Annotated in this window: 14 protein-coding genes; 1 reads left to right on the top strand and 13 read right to left on the bottom strand. The window is 37.1% G+C overall.

Annotated elements, in window-relative coordinates:
* Positions 1 to 216 precede the first annotated feature (216 nt).
* From RBU59_RS22670 to RBU59_RS22620, 11 genes are all read right to left on the bottom strand, one after another.
* Positions 217 to 1,638 (bottom strand): hypothetical protein, encoded by a 1,422-nt coding sequence (locus RBU59_RS22670; RefSeq protein WP_308144750.1) that lies wholly within the window; start codon positions 1,636 to 1,638, stop codon positions 217 to 219.
* Between the two features lie 27 nt (positions 1,639 to 1,665).
* Positions 1,666 to 3,372, bottom strand: coding sequence for an extracellular solute-binding protein (locus RBU59_RS22665; protein ID WP_308144749.1), 1,707 nt, complete (start codon positions 3,370 to 3,372; stop codon positions 1,666 to 1,668).
* A gap of 52 nt (positions 3,373 to 3,424) precedes the next feature.
* Positions 3,425 to 4,321, bottom strand: a complete 897-nt coding sequence (locus RBU59_RS22660; RefSeq protein WP_308144748.1) for a carbohydrate ABC transporter permease — start codon at positions 4,319 to 4,321, stop codon at positions 3,425 to 3,427.
* Positions 4,322 to 4,444: 123 nt separating this feature from the next.
* Positions 4,445 to 5,362 carry an ABC transporter permease gene (locus RBU59_RS22655; protein WP_330698386.1) on the bottom strand — a complete coding sequence of 306 codons (918 nt, stop codon included), beginning with the start codon at positions 5,360 to 5,362 and terminating at the stop codon, positions 4,445 to 4,447.
* Positions 5,363 to 5,491: 129 nt separating this feature from the next.
* Positions 5,492 to 7,126 carry a response regulator transcription factor gene (locus RBU59_RS22650; protein WP_308144747.1) on the bottom strand — a complete coding sequence of 545 codons (1,635 nt, stop codon included), beginning with the start codon at positions 7,124 to 7,126 and terminating at the stop codon, positions 5,492 to 5,494.
* 4 nt (positions 7,127 to 7,130) lie between these two features.
* Positions 7,131 to 8,819: a sensor histidine kinase gene (locus RBU59_RS22645; protein WP_308144746.1), complete on the bottom strand. Its 1,689-nt coding sequence runs from the start codon at positions 8,817 to 8,819 to the stop codon at positions 7,131 to 7,133.
* Positions 8,820 to 8,892: 73 nt separating this feature from the next.
* Positions 8,893 to 9,858, bottom strand: a complete 966-nt coding sequence (locus RBU59_RS22640) for a carbohydrate kinase family protein (protein ID WP_308144745.1) — start codon at positions 9,856 to 9,858, stop codon at positions 8,893 to 8,895.
* 154 nt (positions 9,859 to 10,012) lie between these two features.
* Positions 10,013 to 11,365 carry an MATE family efflux transporter gene (locus RBU59_RS22635; RefSeq protein ID WP_308144744.1) on the bottom strand — a complete coding sequence of 451 codons (1,353 nt, stop codon included), beginning with the start codon at positions 11,363 to 11,365 and terminating at the stop codon, positions 10,013 to 10,015.
* A gap of 101 nt (positions 11,366 to 11,466) precedes the next feature.
* Complete coding sequence (locus RBU59_RS22630; RefSeq protein ID WP_308144743.1) at positions 11,467 to 12,930, bottom strand: glycoside hydrolase family 32 protein; 1,464 nt, start codon at positions 12,928 to 12,930, stop codon at positions 11,467 to 11,469.
* A gap of 79 nt (positions 12,931 to 13,009) precedes the next feature.
* Entirely contained in the window at positions 13,010 to 14,110 is a 1,101-nt protein-coding gene (locus RBU59_RS22625) for a glycoside hydrolase family 172 protein (protein WP_308144742.1), read from the bottom strand.
* Positions 14,111 to 14,153: 43 nt separating this feature from the next.
* Positions 14,154 to 15,581 carry a glycoside hydrolase family 32 protein gene (locus RBU59_RS22620; protein ID WP_308144741.1) on the bottom strand — a complete coding sequence of 476 codons (1,428 nt, stop codon included), beginning with the start codon at positions 15,579 to 15,581 and terminating at the stop codon, positions 14,154 to 14,156.
* A 395-nt stretch (positions 15,582 to 15,976) separates the two neighbouring features.
* Here RBU59_RS22620 and RBU59_RS22615 point away from each other — a divergent pair, with 395 nt between their 5' ends.
* Entirely contained in the window at positions 15,977 to 17,065 is a 1,089-nt protein-coding gene (locus RBU59_RS22615) for a LacI family DNA-binding transcriptional regulator (protein WP_308144740.1), read from the top strand.
* Positions 17,066 to 17,217: 152 nt separating this feature from the next.
* On the opposite strand, the gene RBU59_RS22610 is transcribed toward RBU59_RS22615, so the two are convergent.
* Positions 17,218 to 18,045, bottom strand: coding sequence for a carbohydrate ABC transporter permease (locus tag RBU59_RS22610; protein ID WP_308144739.1), 828 nt, complete (start codon positions 18,043 to 18,045; stop codon positions 17,218 to 17,220).
* Positions 18,042 to 18,974: a carbohydrate ABC transporter permease gene (locus RBU59_RS22605; protein ID WP_308144738.1), complete on the bottom strand. Its 933-nt coding sequence runs from the start codon at positions 18,972 to 18,974 to the stop codon at positions 18,042 to 18,044. The genes RBU59_RS22610 and RBU59_RS22605 overlap by 4 nt, the downstream gene beginning before the upstream one ends.
* Positions 18,975 to 19,024: the final 50 nt, after the last annotated feature.

The following is a 19,024-nucleotide window of genomic DNA, read 5'->3' as shown; positions in this document are numbered from 1 at the left end:
AGGGGAAATAAAAAAATACCCCCTCACTTAATTCCACGTTGAGTGAGGGGGATTGCTCTAACACTTGCTATTACATCCATACTTGACATAATGATTATACATTTTATCAAAAAACCAGAGGTTTTATCCTCTGATTTTAATGGGTATTATCTTATGTTTCCTTATTTGAAGCAAAATAAAATCCACCTGTAAGATTTGATACCAGGCAAAAATTAACTATTTTTGACCAAGCAGCTTCGTATCTCTGCAATTCACCTTTCCATATTCTACAAATATACCTACAGAGCCTGGATCAACACTGTAGCAGCGGGTAGAAAGTGCCACATCCCCTACATATGCCAGCATAATACTTCCGCTGACAATTAACTTAACCGTTGCTTTATTCCCTTGAAATATGACAGGTCTTTCATCCATGTAGTATTGCTCTCCGTCAATTCTGTTATAACGATCCATAACTATCTTATTATGTGTTATTTCAAGGCGTAGCTGGCACCATTTTTCTAATTTTTCATCACTTGTATGAATCATTAATCCAACTGCTTTGGTACCCTCCTCCCACTCAATTGTTGTTTCAAATAAAGAAGTATCGGATAGTCTGCCGATCTCTGCCCAGCCAAAACCATCTTTTGATTCACCTTGAATCATATCAGTCCCACTCCAGGCTCCTTGCCTTTCTATCATTGACATGGGAACTTTTTCTTGAAAGGATTCTTCTATTTCTTTTACCATTCCGACACCTAAAGTACCATCCGGTCTCTGGACTAATTCATGTACAAGTACATTCCCGCCCCACACAAACTTCTCTTCATCTTTACAATCTTTTCTGACTGACTGCCAGCCTACCAGATACGTTCTTGTACCATCCGATACCGTTTTTGCCGCATAAAATTCTCTTCCGTCAAACATATCATCAAAATCCGGCATAGTCCAGGGTCCGTTAAAACTTTCGGATATACGGTATCTCGTCTCCCACCACCGTGAATAGTTAGAAAAAGATAAATACCACCACTTGCCTATCTGAAATGCATCATGGCACTCATGGGTAATGAAAGTTCTTGGTGCATATAACTTTTTATAGTGCTTCCAGTTCTTAACATCATCCGAAACATACACCGCTGTACATCCGTTTCTTAAAAAGGCTCCTTCTTTTTCTGTCGCTGTAATAATCATACAGTATTTTTGAAGTTCTTCGTTCCAGATAACATGAGGATCCCTCCAATGAAGGTTACCATAATGTTCTATATCCGGTTTAAAAAAGAATTCTTTATCCTTTACCCAGGTATTTAAATCCGTACTTACAGCACGCATTACTACCTGCTCATTTTTGCCCTCAACATTATGGTTTCCTTCACAGAATCCTGTATAATGGAAGTAAAATAATCCATCATGATGGAAAACACTGCCTGTGCCTATATGCCAGTCCTGATCATCCGGTGATCCGTTCTGTAATACCAGTTTTGGCATTCCATACCTTACAAAATCTTTTGTTTCCACTACATAAACACAGTATTTATATAAGTAGAAAAGATAAAACGTGCCTTTCCAGTAAAACGGCATGAAATCACCGCACATCTCTCCATGAGGCATTCCCGGGTACTGTTTTTCCGGGGTATAAAAAATATTATAATTGCCTTTCATCTGTTTAACCTCGCTCATTTTAGTCAACTAATTCCCGAAAGTAGTTTTATGCCATTCATTGACTTCTTTTGTAATCTGGTCACCGCCAAGTGTTTTCCAGTCAGTGACGAATTTATCAAATGTATCCGGTCCCTGTGTTCCCATAATGATATTAACATAGGTTTCCGACTGTAGTTTATCAAGGGAAGCTAAACTCGTACTCATAGTGGCCGTTGGTGCACCAAAGAATAAGGATTCTGTGGTTCTGTTATTTGCTTTATAATCATTGATGATTGTATTCCAGCTTCCCTCAGGTCCGATAAATTTATAATAGTTCCATCCCAATGAGTTGGTTTTATCATAACCGCTGTCTATATATTCTTTCATCACCTTATAATAACGGGCGGCTTCAGGATGAATCTGATCCACTGTCGATTTTCCATCAAAAACTGATTTGATTTCTGAATAATAGGTATTACATTTTTGAATGGCAGGATCTAAACCAATAGCTGCATAGGCAGCAAGATTAGCTCCTGTTGCGGGATCTACACCAAAAGTATTTAATGTTTCTTCATCTGAATCAATAGAATTAATCTTCTCCTGGAAGACATTGGCTATTTTAAAGATAGCTTCCGGATTCTTGCAGTTCTTGTTGACTGCAAAATAGCGTGTAATTCTAACATACATGGGCGCTACTGCCGGTTTGTCTGTGGCAGATACAATCGGAAGACTCACCCAATCTGCCTTCGGATTATTTTCAATACTGCTCTTGGCACAACCCCACGGTATCCCTTCCGTACCATAAAACAGACCGACTTTACCGGATGCAATATCTTCGGAAAGCTTTGTCGTATCTTTTACTCCAAATTCCGGATCTATCAGCCCTTCTTTATATATTGTATTTAACTGTATTAATGCATCCTTGATTCCATTTTCAATGCCTGAGTATTGGATGGTCCCGTCCTGTCCTCTGAGCCATGCTTTGGAATAAGAACCATAAGCGGCAAAGAAACCTTCAAAACTGCCCGGGCTGGCTCCGTCTTTATCACAAATCTTGTTTTGAAAACCGATACCCCAAGTATCATCTACTCCATTGCCATCCGGATCATCATTTTTAAAGGCTCTTGCTACCTTTATTAATTCGTCCATGGTGGTTGGTGCACTTAATCCCAAATTTTTGAGCCAATCAGACCGTACCCAAATCATATCAACCGTGGAATCCGATGCTGCCGGTTGAGGAAAGCCATATAATTTGCCATCGACTTTAGCGGACGTCAGCTGTGTTCCTCCATCTGCTTCCAGTGACTGTTTCAGTAGATCAGATGCATACTTATCATATAAATCCGATAAATCATATAAAAGCCCTGCATCAGCCAATTCCTTAAATTCTTCCGGGGGAAGATCCATTATATCCGGCAAATCATCGGATGCAATTGCCATGGTAAGTTTCTGGGTATAATCATCGCCTGCCGCTGCAACTACGTAATTCAGTTTAATCCCCAATTTTTCTTTGTAATACCTGGTCCATACATTGTTGTTGATATCGTCGTTTCCAACAAATTTCTCATCCCCAAAAAGTTTGTGCATATAGGTCAGTTCAACAGGCTTATCTGTGGATGCATCTGTTGTTTCAGCCCCTGTTTCCGTAACGGATGCATCCCCACCAGAAGTTTCATCCGGCGTACTGCTACATGCCCCAAGGGATACAACCATTACAATTGCCAATAACATTGATAATAGTTTTTTAACTTTCATAAAAAAATCCTCCTTTGATTCTTGATTTATAATTAAGCATTCGCTTAATTTCTTACTCTTTCACACTGCCCATTACTACTCCTGCTACGAAATACTTCTGCAGGAATGGGTAAACCAGTAAGATAGGGACTGTGCATAATAATATCATCGCTCCTTTAATACCTCTGCCTGTTACCTCCATGAGACTTGGATTTCTCATTAACATTTCTGAAGTTATTTTGGAAATATCAAATTTCAGTACCATAGATTGCAGATATGTCATTAACGGATATTTTTCCGGTAAATTCATATAAATCATACCATCGAACCAGGAATTCCAGTGGTTAACAATTACAAACAATGATACGGTAGCCAATGACGGCTTAGATAATGGCAGATATACTTTAAACATTGTAATAAACCAATTTGCTCCATCAACCAGTGCTGCTTCTTCAATTGCTTTTGGAATCCCTCTGAAAAAATTCAACATGATAAGTACGCAGAACATAGGTAAAGCTTCCGGTAAAATCAGCGCCCAAAATGAGTTAACTAAATGCATTTTACTAACAACTAAGAATGTTGGTATTAAACCTCCGTTAAAGCACATTGTTATGAGGAAAAACCAGGTATAAATTTTTTTGCACCGGAAAGTTCTCTTATCATCCTTAGATAACGGGTAAGCCACTAAAATAATAAGTGCCAAATTTACACCCCAACCTAAAATTACCCTGCATAATGTGATTCCAAAGGATATATAATATTGCTTATTTGATAAGATATACTCATAAGCAGCCGTATTGAAACCTTTCGGCCAGAATGTCACTGCATTCGCATCCACTAATGCCCTTGCACTAAAAGAAATGGAAAACAGATTGACCAACGGCAAAATACAGGTTAGACCCAGTAAGCCTAAAAAAACGTAGTTTATTACATTAAATACTTTTTTTGAAGAAGATTCTTTAATTTTCATGCTGTGTATGTATCCTTTCATTTTCACTAGGCAATTCCATACTACATAAGTTTCCCGAATATACCATACAATTAATTTGAAATATAGTTTTATGCGCCTCAAGGGTATACTTTAAGGCACTTCCTAGAATACCTTGTATCCTGCCATTTTATCAGCAAGCTTATAACCAACCGTTATAAGAATAAAAGATATAACCGATTTAAAAAGGCCAACCGCTGTTGCCAGATCGAATCTGGTCTCGATAACACCTATCCGGTAAACAAAAGTATCAATAATATCCCCGGTACTGTATACCTGCGGGCTGTATAAATTATAAACCTGCTCAAAACCGGCCTGTAATACATTACCCACACTCAGGACCATCATTAAAAGTATCATGGGTAATATACTGGGAATCGTTACATATAATGTTTGTTTTAAACGTCCGGCACCATCAATTTTTGCTGCCTCATAATAGGTAGGATCAATTCCAGTAATCGCAGCTAAATATACAATCGTCCCCCATCCAAGTTCTTTCCAGATATCGCTGACAACCATTGTATAAGGAAAGACTGATGAATTCCCGAGGAAGAATACCGGTTTCATACCAAATAATTGCAGCATTTGATTAACAATACCGCCAGATGGCGAAAGGATATCAATAAAGATACCTGCCAGTGCCGCCCAGGAAATAAAATGGGGGAGGTAAAGCACCGTCTGTACTGTTTTCTTATATGCTTTCGATCTGACTTCATTTAACAGCAGCGCAATCAATACGGGAAGAATCAAATTACCTATCATCTTTAATAATGCTATATAAACCGTATTCCAGATAACACTTGAAAACCCGGGTAATGAAAATAAATATTTATAATTATCAAAGCCTACCCATTTTTGGTTAAACATACCCTTTAAAGGAGAATACTTTTCAAATGCCATGGTAATTCCGGCAAAAGGTATATATTTAAAAATAAATGTTATGATAACTGCTGGTAAAAGCATAATATGAAATGGTAATTCTCTCAAAAACCAGTTTTTTGTTTTCCGTTTCCTTTTATTCACTTGCTAACGCCTCCTCTTTTATAGTATTTAATATACCAGTTGGCACAAAGGAGTTATATAAAACTTTTCATACTTTTATAGCAAAAAAAATAGCACTTGTTTACATTACCTGTAAACAAGGCTTTTTTATTACAAATTCATTCTTTCCCTGCATTCCTGGGGTGTCATATTATAATGATTTTTATAAATCTTAATAAAATATGCAGTGTTCTGATACCCGCATTTTTCTGCTATCTCAAATATTTTCAGCCTAGAATTCATAATTAATTGGTATGCAAGCTCCATTCTGCAATTTTCAATATAATTTCTGATTCCTTCTTTTTCAAACTGTTTAAATATTCTTGCCAGATAAACAGGGTTAAATCCCATTACCGATCCAATTTTGGTCAGGCATAAATCATCCGCTATATGTGTAATGATATAGGATTTTGTTTTTTCGGCTATATTCGCCATATCATTCCTGTTTGTTGTATTTCTGATTTCTTCTATGGCATCCGTTAATTCAAAGATATAATCAGCTGCCTGTTTCCAGGAATGAAATACTCCCGGGTCAAATAAAGCAATTAACTGTATTCTGGAAGTTAATTCGATTCGGATATTAGTTTTGTTAATGTAAGAAATCAGAATATTGGAAATATAATAAAATATTTCCAAAGCATACATAGAATGTCTCTTAGCCTCAGATAGAATTCTTAATAGTTCTTTCAGCAAATAACGAAATGCCGTAAAATTATCCGTATCTAATTGTTCTTTTAATAGTTTGAATCTTTCTGTAATCGTACCGAACATTTCCGTTAATGTACTGTCTTCTCCGTTAAAATCCTGATTCTTTCTTGTGTTTTCCAATATAATATTATTTTCCTCATTAATAACACTTCTTTGAATCTGTTCCCACAGTTCCATATATTTTCCGGATAATTCATACCATTTAACTACCTCCGCTGCGATACCAAAACAGATTAAAATTCCAAGATTTTTTTGAATCTTCTCTTGTATATCAACAACGGATATCAGCAGTAATTTCGGTAATTCCGCCTCCTCTGTCTCAATCATCCATACAAAATTATTCCGGTATATCGTATTATGAATCAAATCAATCTTACCCGTATATGCTTTCATCAATAATTGCCGTACCGTTTCCAGGATATTCTCCTGTACTTTCCTGGGATTTATTTCTTTACAGCTTCCAATAATTATTAAAAATCCGGCTTGTTTTGCTATGGGTTTTTCTAAATCAGCCATAATAAGATCAAATTCTTCTTCTGTGCCTATTATGCCATCTAAAATATAACCTATCGCTTGCTGCTTATAGGCCGGTTCCATATAAAGAATCTTGTTTTGGACGGATTGGTATTCTTCTATAAATGAATTATTTTTTTCTATCATTAAAAGCATTTTCTTCATTGCCTCAACAATCATTGCATCCCCTTCTGTTTTCAGGATATAATCATCTGCCTCCTGCTTAATTGCAGAATATACAAAGTCGAATTCATCATAACCGGAGAGATATAATACATGTATCTCATCTTTTATTTTTCTCATTTTATCAACCATTTCAATCCCTGTCATTTTAGGCATTTTAATATCGCTTACCACAATATCCGGTTTGAAAAATTTAAAAATCTCGATCGCTTTTAATGGATAATAGCAATTATAAATTTGAAATACCCCCGGAAATTCCTCTTCAAAAAGGATTTTTAATCCATCTGAAATTATTGGTTCATCATCTACAATTAATAAAGTATATTTTCTTTTCTCTGTCATATTTCTACATCCTCACTTTAATATGAACCTCTAACCCTCCTAAAGAGGATTGAAATGCTTCCACTGATTTTTCCTGCTTATAATAAATATTTAACCGGTAGTTAATATTAATTAATGCCGTAATATCTTCATTTTCTTCAGGTGAAAGGAGTCTTTGCTGAATTTTTTCCAATTCTTCCTTTGTTATATGTCCGGAATTTTCAATGCAGATAATTAAATCATCCATATCTTCAAAATAATGTACCTTTAAAATCACTTCTTCATTTGAAATTTCATCGACCACATATTTAAAAACATTTTCTATGACAGGCTGAATAATTAATCTTGGTACAATAATATAATTATAACGTTCCGGAAGTTCCTCAAAATCGATTATTATCTGGTTTTTAAAACGATACCCCTGAATAATGGTATAAGACTGCGCCAGATTTATTTCATCGGATAAATTCTTTTCATCTTTTGAATCTCTTGTAATATACTGAAAAAACCTGCCCAGATTTTCACAAATACGTAAGCTGTTTTCTCTGTCATTTATTTTAATAAGTCTGTATAACACAAAATAACTATTATACATAAAATGGGGGTTGATTTGTGCCTGCAAATGTTTTAAATTTGCCTGATTCACCAGAATTTCCTGCTTTAATTCTTTTGAAATCAAAAATTCAATCCGCTCCACCATATTGTTAAAGTTCTGATAAATATCGTCAAATACTTCATTCCCGGGGATCGTTATTCTATAACTGAAATTTGATTCCTTTACTTGTCCAAAAGCATCCACTAAGAGGATTTTCAAAGGCTTCACAACATATCTGTAAAATAAAACAATGCAGACTGTAATCGTCAATAATACAATCAAAGAAAATCCTAAAATATTTAAAACCGCCCTTTGATATATCATTGAAATCATATCCTGTTTTTCCAGATAAATTAGTTGATAGTGGGAGTTTTCGATATTTGAGTGAAGAAGTTTATATTTTTCATGATTGTAGTAAATATTTTTATTATTAATTTGTTTTAATACAGATTCCTCTACCGTCTTTGTACTAATATAAATTTCTTCCTGATCCTTATCTGTAAAAAAAAGCATATCCTTATCGGTTAATTTTGCATATTTGAGTTCTTTTTTTAATTTATTAATATCTAACTCCGCTACAAATACTCCGGCAATATTATCCAAACTCCATTTATCTCCTAAATAGTCTATATTTAAGGTATCAACAATAAAAATTTTATTATCTGCTTTCACCAATGTTTTACTTTGTTTCGCCAAGTCAATTATTTTAAGAATTTCATTTTGATTCATATTACTATAATTATCAATTGAAATTTTAATTTTATATTTATTTAAATAAAAATAGCAATCTTTTACATATGGGTTTGTATTGCTGATTTCCATACATCTTTTCTCAACAGCCTCTAATAATTTATTCTTCTGATGGCTATTCACATAATTAAATTTTACATATAAATCCAGAACCGCATTCTCTTTCATTGCAAAATAGGTCGCAACCTTTACTTTACCGATTTCTTCTTCCAAGGTTTTAGAAATATAGTTCAGCCTTTCTATCTGTCCTTTCTTAACAAGGGCTGAATAATGCTCTTCTTCTTTATAATAGATAAATAAATTATAAAAAATACTTACTATAATAAAAATTATAAAGATTAGGAATACTGATTTAAAGATATAGTTCAAAAAATCATTCTGCTTTAAGAATTTTTTTTTACCATATTTCCTCCATTTAACATTACTGTTTGTTATTTTGTATTTATTTTCTGTTTTGAATAAATGCTTTTACTTCGTCTGCTTCGGGCATAACACGCAATGCACCTTTCCTGGTGGTGATAATAGATGCAGCAGCATTGGCAAAGGTAAGCATCTCTTTTAATTTCTCTTCGTCCAGGTTATTAAGACCATATTCCAATACATAGTTTAAGCAGCTTCCTCCAAAAGTATCCCCCGCACCGGTTGTTTCAATGGTGTTCTCCTGCAGGAAAGAAGGTACCTCCACGGATAAATCTTTATAATAAGCCCGGCTGCCGTCCCGTCCCATGGACAGTAAGATAAGCGGAATATGGTAATTAGCACGAATTACAGAAATTCCTGCATCAAACTCCTTTTCTTCAGTAAACCATAAAAGCTCATTGTCAGAGATTTTTAATACATCACATTGGGATAAACCATAATCAACCTGCTTCCTAGCATCATCCAGGGATTTCCACAATGGCTCACGCAGGTTAGGGTCAAACGAAATTACCGCTCCGCTATATTTTGCCAGGGTAACGGCTTTTTTGGTCGCTTCCCGTACCCCATCATGGGTCATGGAAAGAGTTCCGAAATGAAAAATTTTTGCTTCTGTTACCAGACTATCCTGAATTTCTTCCGCTGTTAACATCATATCCGCACCCGGATTACGGTAAAAAGAGAAATCCCGGTCCCCGCCATCGAAAGTCTGCACGAAGGCCAGTGTGGTGCGGACCTCCTCATCTATAACCAGGTTGGAGGTGTCGATCCCGATTTCCTCCAATTCAGTTTTTAGTTTAACTCCGAATATATCCTTTCCGACTTTGCCGATAAATGCTGTCTTACGGCCCAATTTATTCAGCATGGCCAGTACATTACAAGGTGCCCCACCCGGATTTGCTTCGAATATAGTATTCCCCTGGATGCTCCTCCCATTATCTGTAAAATCAATTAATAACTCCCCGAGTGCTACTGCATCAAATTTTTTCATATTTGTGTCTCCTTTTCCTATATTATAAGAATATCTACCTGGCCAAGTTTCCTTTATCTACCGGTCAAGGAAAAATATCATTTCCTTGTTTCTGCTATATTATCGTTATTGCAGCATCTAACTTAATAGTATAATTAACTGAGAATTTTCTTCTTTATCCGACAATTTTATCCACATGATTTTTCCACTTTCCGCTGTGCAGCCAAATAAAAGCAGGCAGCATTCCCAGCACCCATCCAATCGGTCCGGCATACCAGATACCGACATAACCAAATAACCCTGCCAACATAATAGAAAGTCCTACCTTAACAGCCAGTTCAATGATACCGGAAATCAGTGGTATCATGATCTCTCCCATCCCCCGCATCGTATTGTTATAAAGCCAGATTAATCCCTGGAAAGGATAAAAAAAGGAAATAATCCTCAGCATACCGCCTGCTACTTTTACTACATTGTCCACATGGGTATCGGAAGAAGAGATAAATACTCGCACAAACTGTTCACCAAAACAGAAAATAAATATCCCGGCCACAACACTTAAACCCAAAATCAGCAGTGCCACTTTTTTAAAGCCCTCCTCTATACGATCCAGTTTCCCCGCACCCAGATTCTGTCCGGCATATAATGCAAAGGCCTGAGACAGATTCAAAAACACCAATGCTGCTATTTGGTGCACCCGGTTGCCGGTTGTATATGCGGCTACCACATCTGTACCAAATCCGTTTACCACCGCACTGACCGTCATCTCACCAATGGATAGAAGAATACTCTGTATACTCATGGAAAGACCGATTTTTACAATTATTCCGATTATCTTTAACTCCGGCCGGAAATCTTCCCTATGCAGTCTGAAAATTGCAAATCTTCGGTAAATATAAACCACACACAGAACGGCTGCTGTAAGCTGTGATAGAATGGTGGCCGTTGCCGCACCTGCCACTCCCATATGCAGTATTGTGACAAACAGGACATCCATTCCCACATTGAGTACCGTAGAAAAAATAAGAAAATAAAGAGGTGTCCGGCTGTCCCCTACTGCCCTCAGAATAGATGCAGCACCATTGTACACAATCTGTCCCGCCGAACCTCCGACACATATATGGATATATACAACAGATTGATCCCTGATATCCTCAGGAACCTGCAAAAGTTCCATCAGCGGTCTTGCACCGAAAATGCCTGCCAGGGATAAAATAATTCCGGCCGCAGCCATAATATAGATCGTACCTGCTGTCGTACGGCGTACTTTTTTCTCATCTCCCGCACCAAAGTACTGTGCAATGACTATAGCGAAAGCATTTGTTAGTCCCGATGCCACCGCTAACAGAAAAAAGGTAGCCGAGCCGGTAGCCCCCACCGCTGCCAACGCCCGTGATCCTACAAAATTCCCTAAGACTAATGCATCAGTTATATTATAAATCTGCTGAAAGATCCCTCCTAACAGCATAGGAAATGAAAAAGCAAAAATTACTTTCATTGGATTTCCCTGTGTCATATTTTTTGTCATTATCAGCCACCTGTCTTTTATTGTACATAACAATGCCGCATCAGGAAAAGTAAACGGTCTATTGTTCCGGTCTTATTTCCTGGTGCGGCGGCCCTCATCTATTATATTACAACATCGTATTTGACGATGTTACATTTAACTTCACCTTTACTAAGGAATCGGATTTGATCCGCTTCCATGGAAGTATAAATCAGAGAAGTCATCGCCTGTTCTCCGTCATTTACGAAAACTTCCACCGAATATTTGTCCATCAATATACGTAGTTTTATTTTACCGCCCTGCTCTTTTACATACATGGAACGTTTATGTATGATATCCTTACTCAGTCCGGAACAAGTACGGTCAAATGTCACCGTATTTTCTTTCGCATTATAATGCAGAACCGAATAACATTTATCATCTGCAGCAAGGCGGACAGCAAATTCTTTGTAATCACCGGTCTCCACTTCCACAGTCATGTCAAATTGTCTGCCCTGAATACCGATAAATTCTTTTTCCCCATTTACAGTTACTGCCTCATACTCTACTTTGTCCTGGTAATAATTTTCTAATTCCCTTACCGGATTTTGATACAATATTCCGTTTTTTACACACAATTCCCTTGGAACCGTCATGAGACCGGACCATTTAAAGTGTTTCGGTGTGATATGGTTATCCCAGCTCTGCATCCACGCAATCATAATCCTTCTGCAGTCTGCGGTTTCCAGTGTCTGCGGTGCATAAAAATCCAGTCCATAATCTATGGCTGTTACACGTTCCCGGATTAGTTTATGATTTTCCAAGTCATAATCCCCAAGGATATATATGGTATTATTACCATTATGAAATTCCAGACCTTCCGCCAGCATATCTGTGGGTGAAATGAGCAATACCAGTTTGCCGTCTATGTAAATGAAATCCGGACACTCCCACATCTTTCCATATTCATTTCGACTTTCATCTACAATACCTAAATATTCCCAGTTCTTTGCATCTTTGGATTTAAACAAGACAATCTGACCGCCGGTATTATCACTCCTGCTTCCAATTATTGCATAGAAGTCTTCTCCCTCTATCCAGATCTTCGGATCCCTGAAATCTTCCCTGCTGCTTCCTTCCGGCAGCAAATCACTAGTAATCACCGGATTACTATCCAGTTTTTCATAGTTCACTCCGTCTCCTATTGCAATACACTGTGTCTGCCTTAGTAATCTGGAACCGTCTTCCTGTTCTTTATCCAGTACACCAGTATACATCAGGATATGTTTTCCGTCATGTTCCACTGCACTGCCAGAAAAACAACCCTGCCCATCATAACTGGAATCCGGTGCCAAAGCACACGGCAGCTGTTCCCATTTAATAAAATCTTTTGATTTGCTGTGTCCCCAGTGCATTAACCCCTGAGTAACATGATAGGGATCATATTGATAAAACAAATGATATTCTCCCTGATACAGTGAAAAACCGTTAGGGTCATTAATCCAGCCAACCGGTGCACATACATGGAAGGATGGTTTTTGTCCCTCCGGAATCTGTTTTGAAACTTCAATTTCATATTTTCTGGCTTTTTCTAACACTTTACTCATTCTCTCTTCCCCTCTTAGCCTTCGTTTCTATCATCTTTAATTTTTAATTGCCCTTTTTTCGGTATCTTTTCTCGTTTCTTTATCTGGGCCAGCGTTCTTTACGTTCCATTAACGTTCCGAAAGGATTATGGGGTTCTGTCTGGTACCAGTAAGCTACTGTTGCCACATCATCCTGTCTTTCAAATAAGCCGCCGTGGTATACCCCAATCTGCTGAATCGTCACTTTAAGATCTTCCTCAAATAGAATTGGATCCATCACATGCCAACGATAGAAGCTTCTCTGGGGCATCTGATCATCATTATGGTAATCGTTATGGATAAAAGTATCATGATGGGAATAATAAGGATACCCCATAAATGGTGTACAATAGGTATTTTCTATGGTCCTGCCGTTCTCTTGGGTTGCAAAACTCCAGGCACCTCCGAAATAATCTTCCGTTCCGGTTCCACAAATTGTAGGATATTTTTCATCACCATCCAGATAGAATTTTACTTCTCCTTCTCCGTACCAATAACGTTCTAAGGTCGTAAGTGCCATGTAAGTACCAACATACTGGCCTTTTCCTTTCACTCCGTTAAGGATTACATAATCTTTGCCTTTTTCGGTTAGACGCTGTCTTCTCCACTGAGCATGAAAATAGCCAGTATTTTCCGGAAGTTCATCATATAGACAGTAATCCACCTGATAGAAAAATGCATTAATATCTTCATCATTCTGGTTTTCTATCGTAATTTTTGCTTTCTTTCCAAACGGCATAGGGAAATACGAGTTAAATCCCCTGGTCGGGTTTACAACGATAGGCATAGAATTAACCGGATAGGAAACACCGAATCCACAACAGAAAAAATCGCCTAAAGGACTTTCCACAGAAGGTGTTTCTTCCCCATCCCAATACATACGCAGCACCAAATCTCTAAGTACATATCGGTTGCGGCCGCTGGTACGGTCGGTTACGGTAATCCATATGTGCTGAACGACACCCGGTCCCTCCATTTCTGCCAGTGTCACTGTCTCACCGGCCGATATTTTCGGAATACAGGGTGATCCTTTTCTCTCTGGGCCCAGATCGCTGGCGGCCATGCCTCCCCCACCCTTTTGCCCAGTCCTGTTTTCCCAGTTAATGGTTCTGCTTTTACCTGTTTTTAAAATCGGCAATGTTGCCATACTGTTATGAAACATGATATTTCCTCCTATATGGTATTTATTTCTTAGTGTACTCTTCTTATTCCTCTTCAATGGTTACATCTTTTACTTCCAGAGTTCCTTCTGATACAAAGAAACCTAACTGACGATCCTTTTCATTGTACATACGGAATCCAAATGCCAGTTCATTATTTACATAAAGAACCGCAAGAGTATCCTGAATATAAATTGCAAGCTCATATTCTTTCCCCGCTTCCAGTTTAATCAGACGTTCCATTTCTACTGCATAAGGGAACATCTGCCCTCCCTGTTCATACATCCGAAGTCCGGAACGGAACTGTATACGGTTGTACCAGGGTTCAAACATCAGATAATATCCCTGTGCATAAGTATCATCCACTTGTAAGGCAATACCAAATCGGGTTGGATTTCCGTTATATTTGATTTTCGCCTTAATACAGCATAATTCCGGAATTTTATCACCAATTGCGGAAGAAAAGCCATCCATAGACTCGCAGACTGCTGTATTTTTATTTATTACCCAGTTTCCGGTTAAGGACTGTAAGCTGGCATTTTGTATTTTATTAAATGCATTTGCCACACTTTCTACCGGGCACACTCCCAGGGTACCGTCTGCGCGCTGGATAATCTTATGCACTACAATAGAGCCGCCCCAGTTCCAGGTTTTATAATCCTTACCGAAGTCTTTACCCGGGTCAAATCCCCAACCATTCTCGCCTCTGGTGGGATTCCATCCATATACATAATGGTCTTTTCCGTCAAAACCGGTCTTAGCCGCATAAAAAGCCCTACCGTCAAAAGTATCCACTTCCGGGCGAATCCAGGGACCGTTTAAAGATTGACTCATCCTGTAATAAGTACAGAAACCGTCCGTATAATTGGAGTATACCAGATAATACCAGTCACCCATTTTAAATAAATCCGGGCATTCGTTTGCTGCCTGGTTAAAGCGTGGCGCATAGATCGGCTTTCTATATTCCCATTTTGACAGGTCCTCTGATGCGCAAAGAGCTACACAACCGTTTCTTTCCGTTGGAGCATTCTCTCTGGCTGCCAGAAGCATCCACCACTTATTCTCTTCTTCATTCCAAAATACATAAGGGTCTCTCCAGTCAGACATATTGTAAATCACACCATCCGGACCGAACTTATCCTCCGGAACGTCCTCCCACTCGGTCAGATCTTTACTGATTGCATGTCTGGCCCACTGCGCAGGGGGATTCTGATCAAATGTGCAGTAAAACATATGGTACAGGCCATCTGCTTTAATAACGGAACCGGTTCCTCCATGGATTTTTGTAGGCGTTTCAATATAATTCCGGTTATCCATGGTTGTAATTCGATGCCAGCCATGAACAATTTTGTCCTTTGGTGCATCCGGATTCCAGTTCTTTAAGTAATAATGATCAAACTGTTTCAATTCTTCATTATAAAAAGGTATTACATCACCGGTTTTTGCATATTCCGGAGTATAAAATAAATCCATTATCTTCTCTCCTTTTTTGTTAGAATAAAGCCGGCCTCAATAGGTCCGGCCTATTTTTTGTTGCATACGTTTCATAACTTTCCTTAAAACTTTTACATATGTTCAATTTATTTATATATCTGTATTTCTTATGTGTAAATTTATTTTAACACTTTTTAAACATTTGTCAATCTGTCTTTGTTTGATTTGTATATTCAAACAAATCAAACAGAATGTTTTTATATATTTTGTATGTTTTATATGCCTATTTAATTTTTTAAATTTTTACATTTGTAAACATAATTACTATTTGTAAACATATTGCGTGCACATTCTTTCTGTGATATAATAAAAATTGTAAACCAACTTCTGTATTAGGTTTACAAAAGAGATAAAGAAAAGGAATTTTTAACATTATGGCAAAGCAAAGAATATTAGTGCAGGATATTGCAGATTCACTTCATCTTTCCCGCACTACCGTTTCTAAAGCATTAAATGGCAGTGAAAATATTTCAGAAAAAACCAGACAGAAGGTCTTAAAGAGAGCGGCGGAACTGAATTATAGACAATTTTCCACTATGCCAGAATCCTTTAATATTATTAAATCCTCAGAACAAAATGCTGCTCCTAATATCCATGGCAACATTGCCCTGACATTTCATAAGTTTCCGGATAAGCAGCATATTGGCTCTTCCCTGTTAACCACAATGGAGCAGGAAATCAGTAAATATGGGTATACCCTATCCCTATTTACTATCCAGGATACTGATATTCATTATTTACGGCTGCCGAATACTTTTGACTTAAATAATATTGACGCAATCTTATGTGTGGAATTATTTGACCGTGAATATTGTAAAATGCTCAGCTCTTTGAATAAACCGGTTTTATTTATCGATTCCTATTACACTGCAGCAGAAGACAACTTAAACGCAGATATTTTATTAATGGAAAGTAAATACAGATTAGCCAATATGGTTAAAAAACTTCTTTATGAACACCGTATTAACCGGGCTGGATTCGTAGGATCCTATACACACTGTTTAAGTTTCTACGAACGTTGGACTGGTTTCTGTATGGCTCTCCAGGGCTGTGATCTAACAGTTAATAAATCTTTCTGTATTATTGAAAAAGATGATTTAAAATACTGGGATCGTTTGTGGTTGATTTCTAATTTAAAAATGATGGATCCATTACCGGAACTTTTTGTTTGTGCCAATGATTCCTTGGCAATTCAGCTAATTTCCTGTTTAAAAGACCTGAATATCACTGTACCCAAAAACGTTCTTGTAACCGGTTTTGATAACGTTCCGGCTTCTGTTGTTGTAGAACCCCATCTGACCACTGTAAATTCTCACAGTTCTGATATGGGGATCATTGCTGCTAAAAAGCTATTGGATCGGATTCAAAACCCTTCCCTTCCATACACTATAACTTATCTTCAAACCGATGCTATTTACCGGGAATCCACGGTAAAGAAACATTTCTCTAATCAGATTTATTAATATCCAAAGTTTTTAGTTTACACAGCCTCAAACAAAAAACTTTAGTTCCGGTACTAAAAAACTTATTATAAAAAAAGTGTGAGACCATAAAATCCACACTTTTTTTCTTTATTGCTTTAGAAATAGTTATTCCCATTAATAACTACATAAAATTATCCTTTGGTTGCTCCCATAGTCATACCCGCAGTAACCCATCGGTTCAATGCAAAGTAGACAATCATAGGGGGTAATATCGTAATAGTTATCGCTGCAAAGGTTGATCCCCAATCCACATTACCGAAAGCACCAACATAGTCTTTTAAACCCATTGCTACTGTTTTTGCAGCATCATCGCTGATAAATGTATTAGCAAAAATAAAATCATTCCATATTAATATACTATACATCGACGCTATAGTAATTATCGTGTTTCGCGCCAGTGGAAAAACAATTTTTGCAAAAATACGGTAGGTACTACATCCATCTACAATTGCTGCTTCCAATAACTCATTGGGCAAAAAGCCATAAAAACTGCAGAACATCATAACCGAAAGTGGCAGTGCAAACCCAACCTGCGGTAAAATCAGAGAAAATGAAGTGTTTAGTACCCCTAATTTACTATAAAAAATAAATAATGGAATTAAAGTAATCTGAACCGGAATCATTATACCGAAGGTGAAAAATCCATAAATATTTTTCGTAATTTTAAAGTTAAACTTTGCCAATGCAAATCCGGCAGTTGCACTTAATGCTATAATCAGGAGCAAAGAAATTCCAGTAACCTTAATACTGTTCCAAATATAAAACCCTATTTTACCATCTGAAAAGACTTTTATAAAATTGTTTAGGGTAGGATTATGAGGTAACGCAAAAGGAGTTGAGGACAACTCTACCGTTGGCTTAATGCTTGCCATAAAAAGCCAAATGATCGGGTATAGCTGAATAACCAAAAAGAGTAAGATAATTAAGTTGAATACTATTTTTCCGATTTTCTTTTTCATGCTCTTTTCGCTCTCCTTTCCCTGTCATTTATCTTTTGTTGTTTCTTAAGTTCTCTGTCTTCCTTGGTAGTAAAACCAGCTCTTAAAATCGAAACAACCAAAATACTCTCTATGATTATGAATACGGCAAGCGCACTGCCATAGCCATATTGGTTACTTGAAAATGCTTTTTTATACATATATGTGGACATTAATTCACTTACATTTCCGGGTCCGCCACTTGTTAATAAAAACGGAATATCAAATCCTCTGAGAGCACCGGTCAAACACATCGTTAATGTCAGCAAAAGAATAGGTTTTATCAACGGCAATTTTATTTTCATTAATATCTGCCATTCATTGGCTCCATCTACCTTAGCAGCCTCGTAAACTGATGAATCCAGTGAAACTAGTGCTGCATAAAAAATAACCATATACATACCTGTGAATCTCCATCCTTCCGGAACAGATACGCAGGCTAAAACTGTTTTAACATTAGTAAGCCATGATGTTGCCAGATTATCTAAACCGATCGCATTCAGTATCTCGTTTATTAATCCCACCGGTTCTGTTGCATACATACTTCTAAAAAGCTGTGTTACAGCCACAGTAGTTACTATACACGGTACATAATACAAAGTTTTTATTAATGTAACCCTTTTTTTCATATAAGATAATAGTATTGCAAATACTAAACCTATTAATAGCTGCATGGAAACAACAATTAATAAGTAAATCAGGTTATTCAGAAAAGCTTTATAAAACACTTTGTCTTTGAACATTACAAAATAATTATCAAATCCAACAAATTTCTTATCCCCGATTCCACCCCATTTCATAAAACTTAAACGAATGGATTCTTCAATGGGATAGAAAACGGCCAGTATATAAAATAATAATCCCGGTAATAAAAATACCCAGAATGATCTTTTATCTTTTAATATTCCCATAGGTCACCTCAATTAATTGCATCCGAGAACAAATCTCCCCGGATGCAATA

This window comes from Anaerocolumna sp. MB42-C2, from assembly GCF_030913705.1.
Classification (GTDB): Bacteria; Bacillota; Clostridia; order Lachnospirales; family Lachnospiraceae; genus Anaerocolumna.
The sequence above is the reverse complement of the archived record's forward strand: the minus strand, read 5'-3'. Positions and strand labels throughout refer to the sequence as shown.

Excerpts from the sequence above, each read along its gene's own strand:
- RBU59_RS22640 (WP_308144745.1), bottom strand. The coding sequence starts at position 9,858 with ATGAAAAAATTTGATGCAGTAGCACTCGGGGAGTTATTAATTGATTTT.
- RBU59_RS22610 (WP_308144739.1), bottom strand. The coding sequence starts at position 18,045 with ATGAAAAAGAAAATCGGAAAAATAGTATTCAACTTAATTATCTTACTC.
- RBU59_RS22615 (WP_308144740.1), top strand. The coding sequence starts at position 15,977 with ATGGCAAAGCAAAGAATATTAGTGCAGGATATTGCAGATTCACTTCAT.
- RBU59_RS22660 (WP_308144748.1), bottom strand. The coding sequence starts at position 4,321 with ATGAAAATTAAAGAATCTTCTTCAAAAAAAGTATTTAATGTAATAAAC.
- RBU59_RS22670 (WP_308144750.1), bottom strand. The coding sequence starts at position 1,638 with ATGAAAGGCAATTATAATATTTTTTATACCCCGGAAAAACAGTACCCG.
- RBU59_RS22620 (WP_308144741.1), bottom strand. The coding sequence starts at position 15,581 with ATGGATTTATTTTATACTCCGGAATATGCAAAAACCGGTGATGTAATA.
- RBU59_RS22605 (WP_308144738.1), bottom strand. The coding sequence starts at position 18,974 with ATGGGAATATTAAAAGATAAAAGATCATTCTGGGTATTTTTATTACCG.
- RBU59_RS22650 (WP_308144747.1), bottom strand. The coding sequence starts at position 7,126 with ATGACAGAGAAAAGAAAATATACTTTATTAATTGTAGATGATGAACCA.
- RBU59_RS22630 (WP_308144743.1), bottom strand. The coding sequence starts at position 12,930 with ATGAGTAAAGTGTTAGAAAAAGCCAGAAAATATGAAATTGAAGTTTCA.
- RBU59_RS22635 (WP_308144744.1), bottom strand. The coding sequence starts at position 11,365 with ATGACAAAAAATATGACACAGGGAAATCCAATGAAAGTAATTTTTGCT.
- RBU59_RS22665 (WP_308144749.1), bottom strand. The coding sequence starts at position 3,372 with ATGAAAGTTAAAAAACTATTATCAATGTTATTGGCAATTGTAATGGTT.
- RBU59_RS22625 (WP_308144742.1), bottom strand. The coding sequence starts at position 14,110 with ATGTTTCATAACAGTATGGCAACATTGCCGATTTTAAAAACAGGTAAA.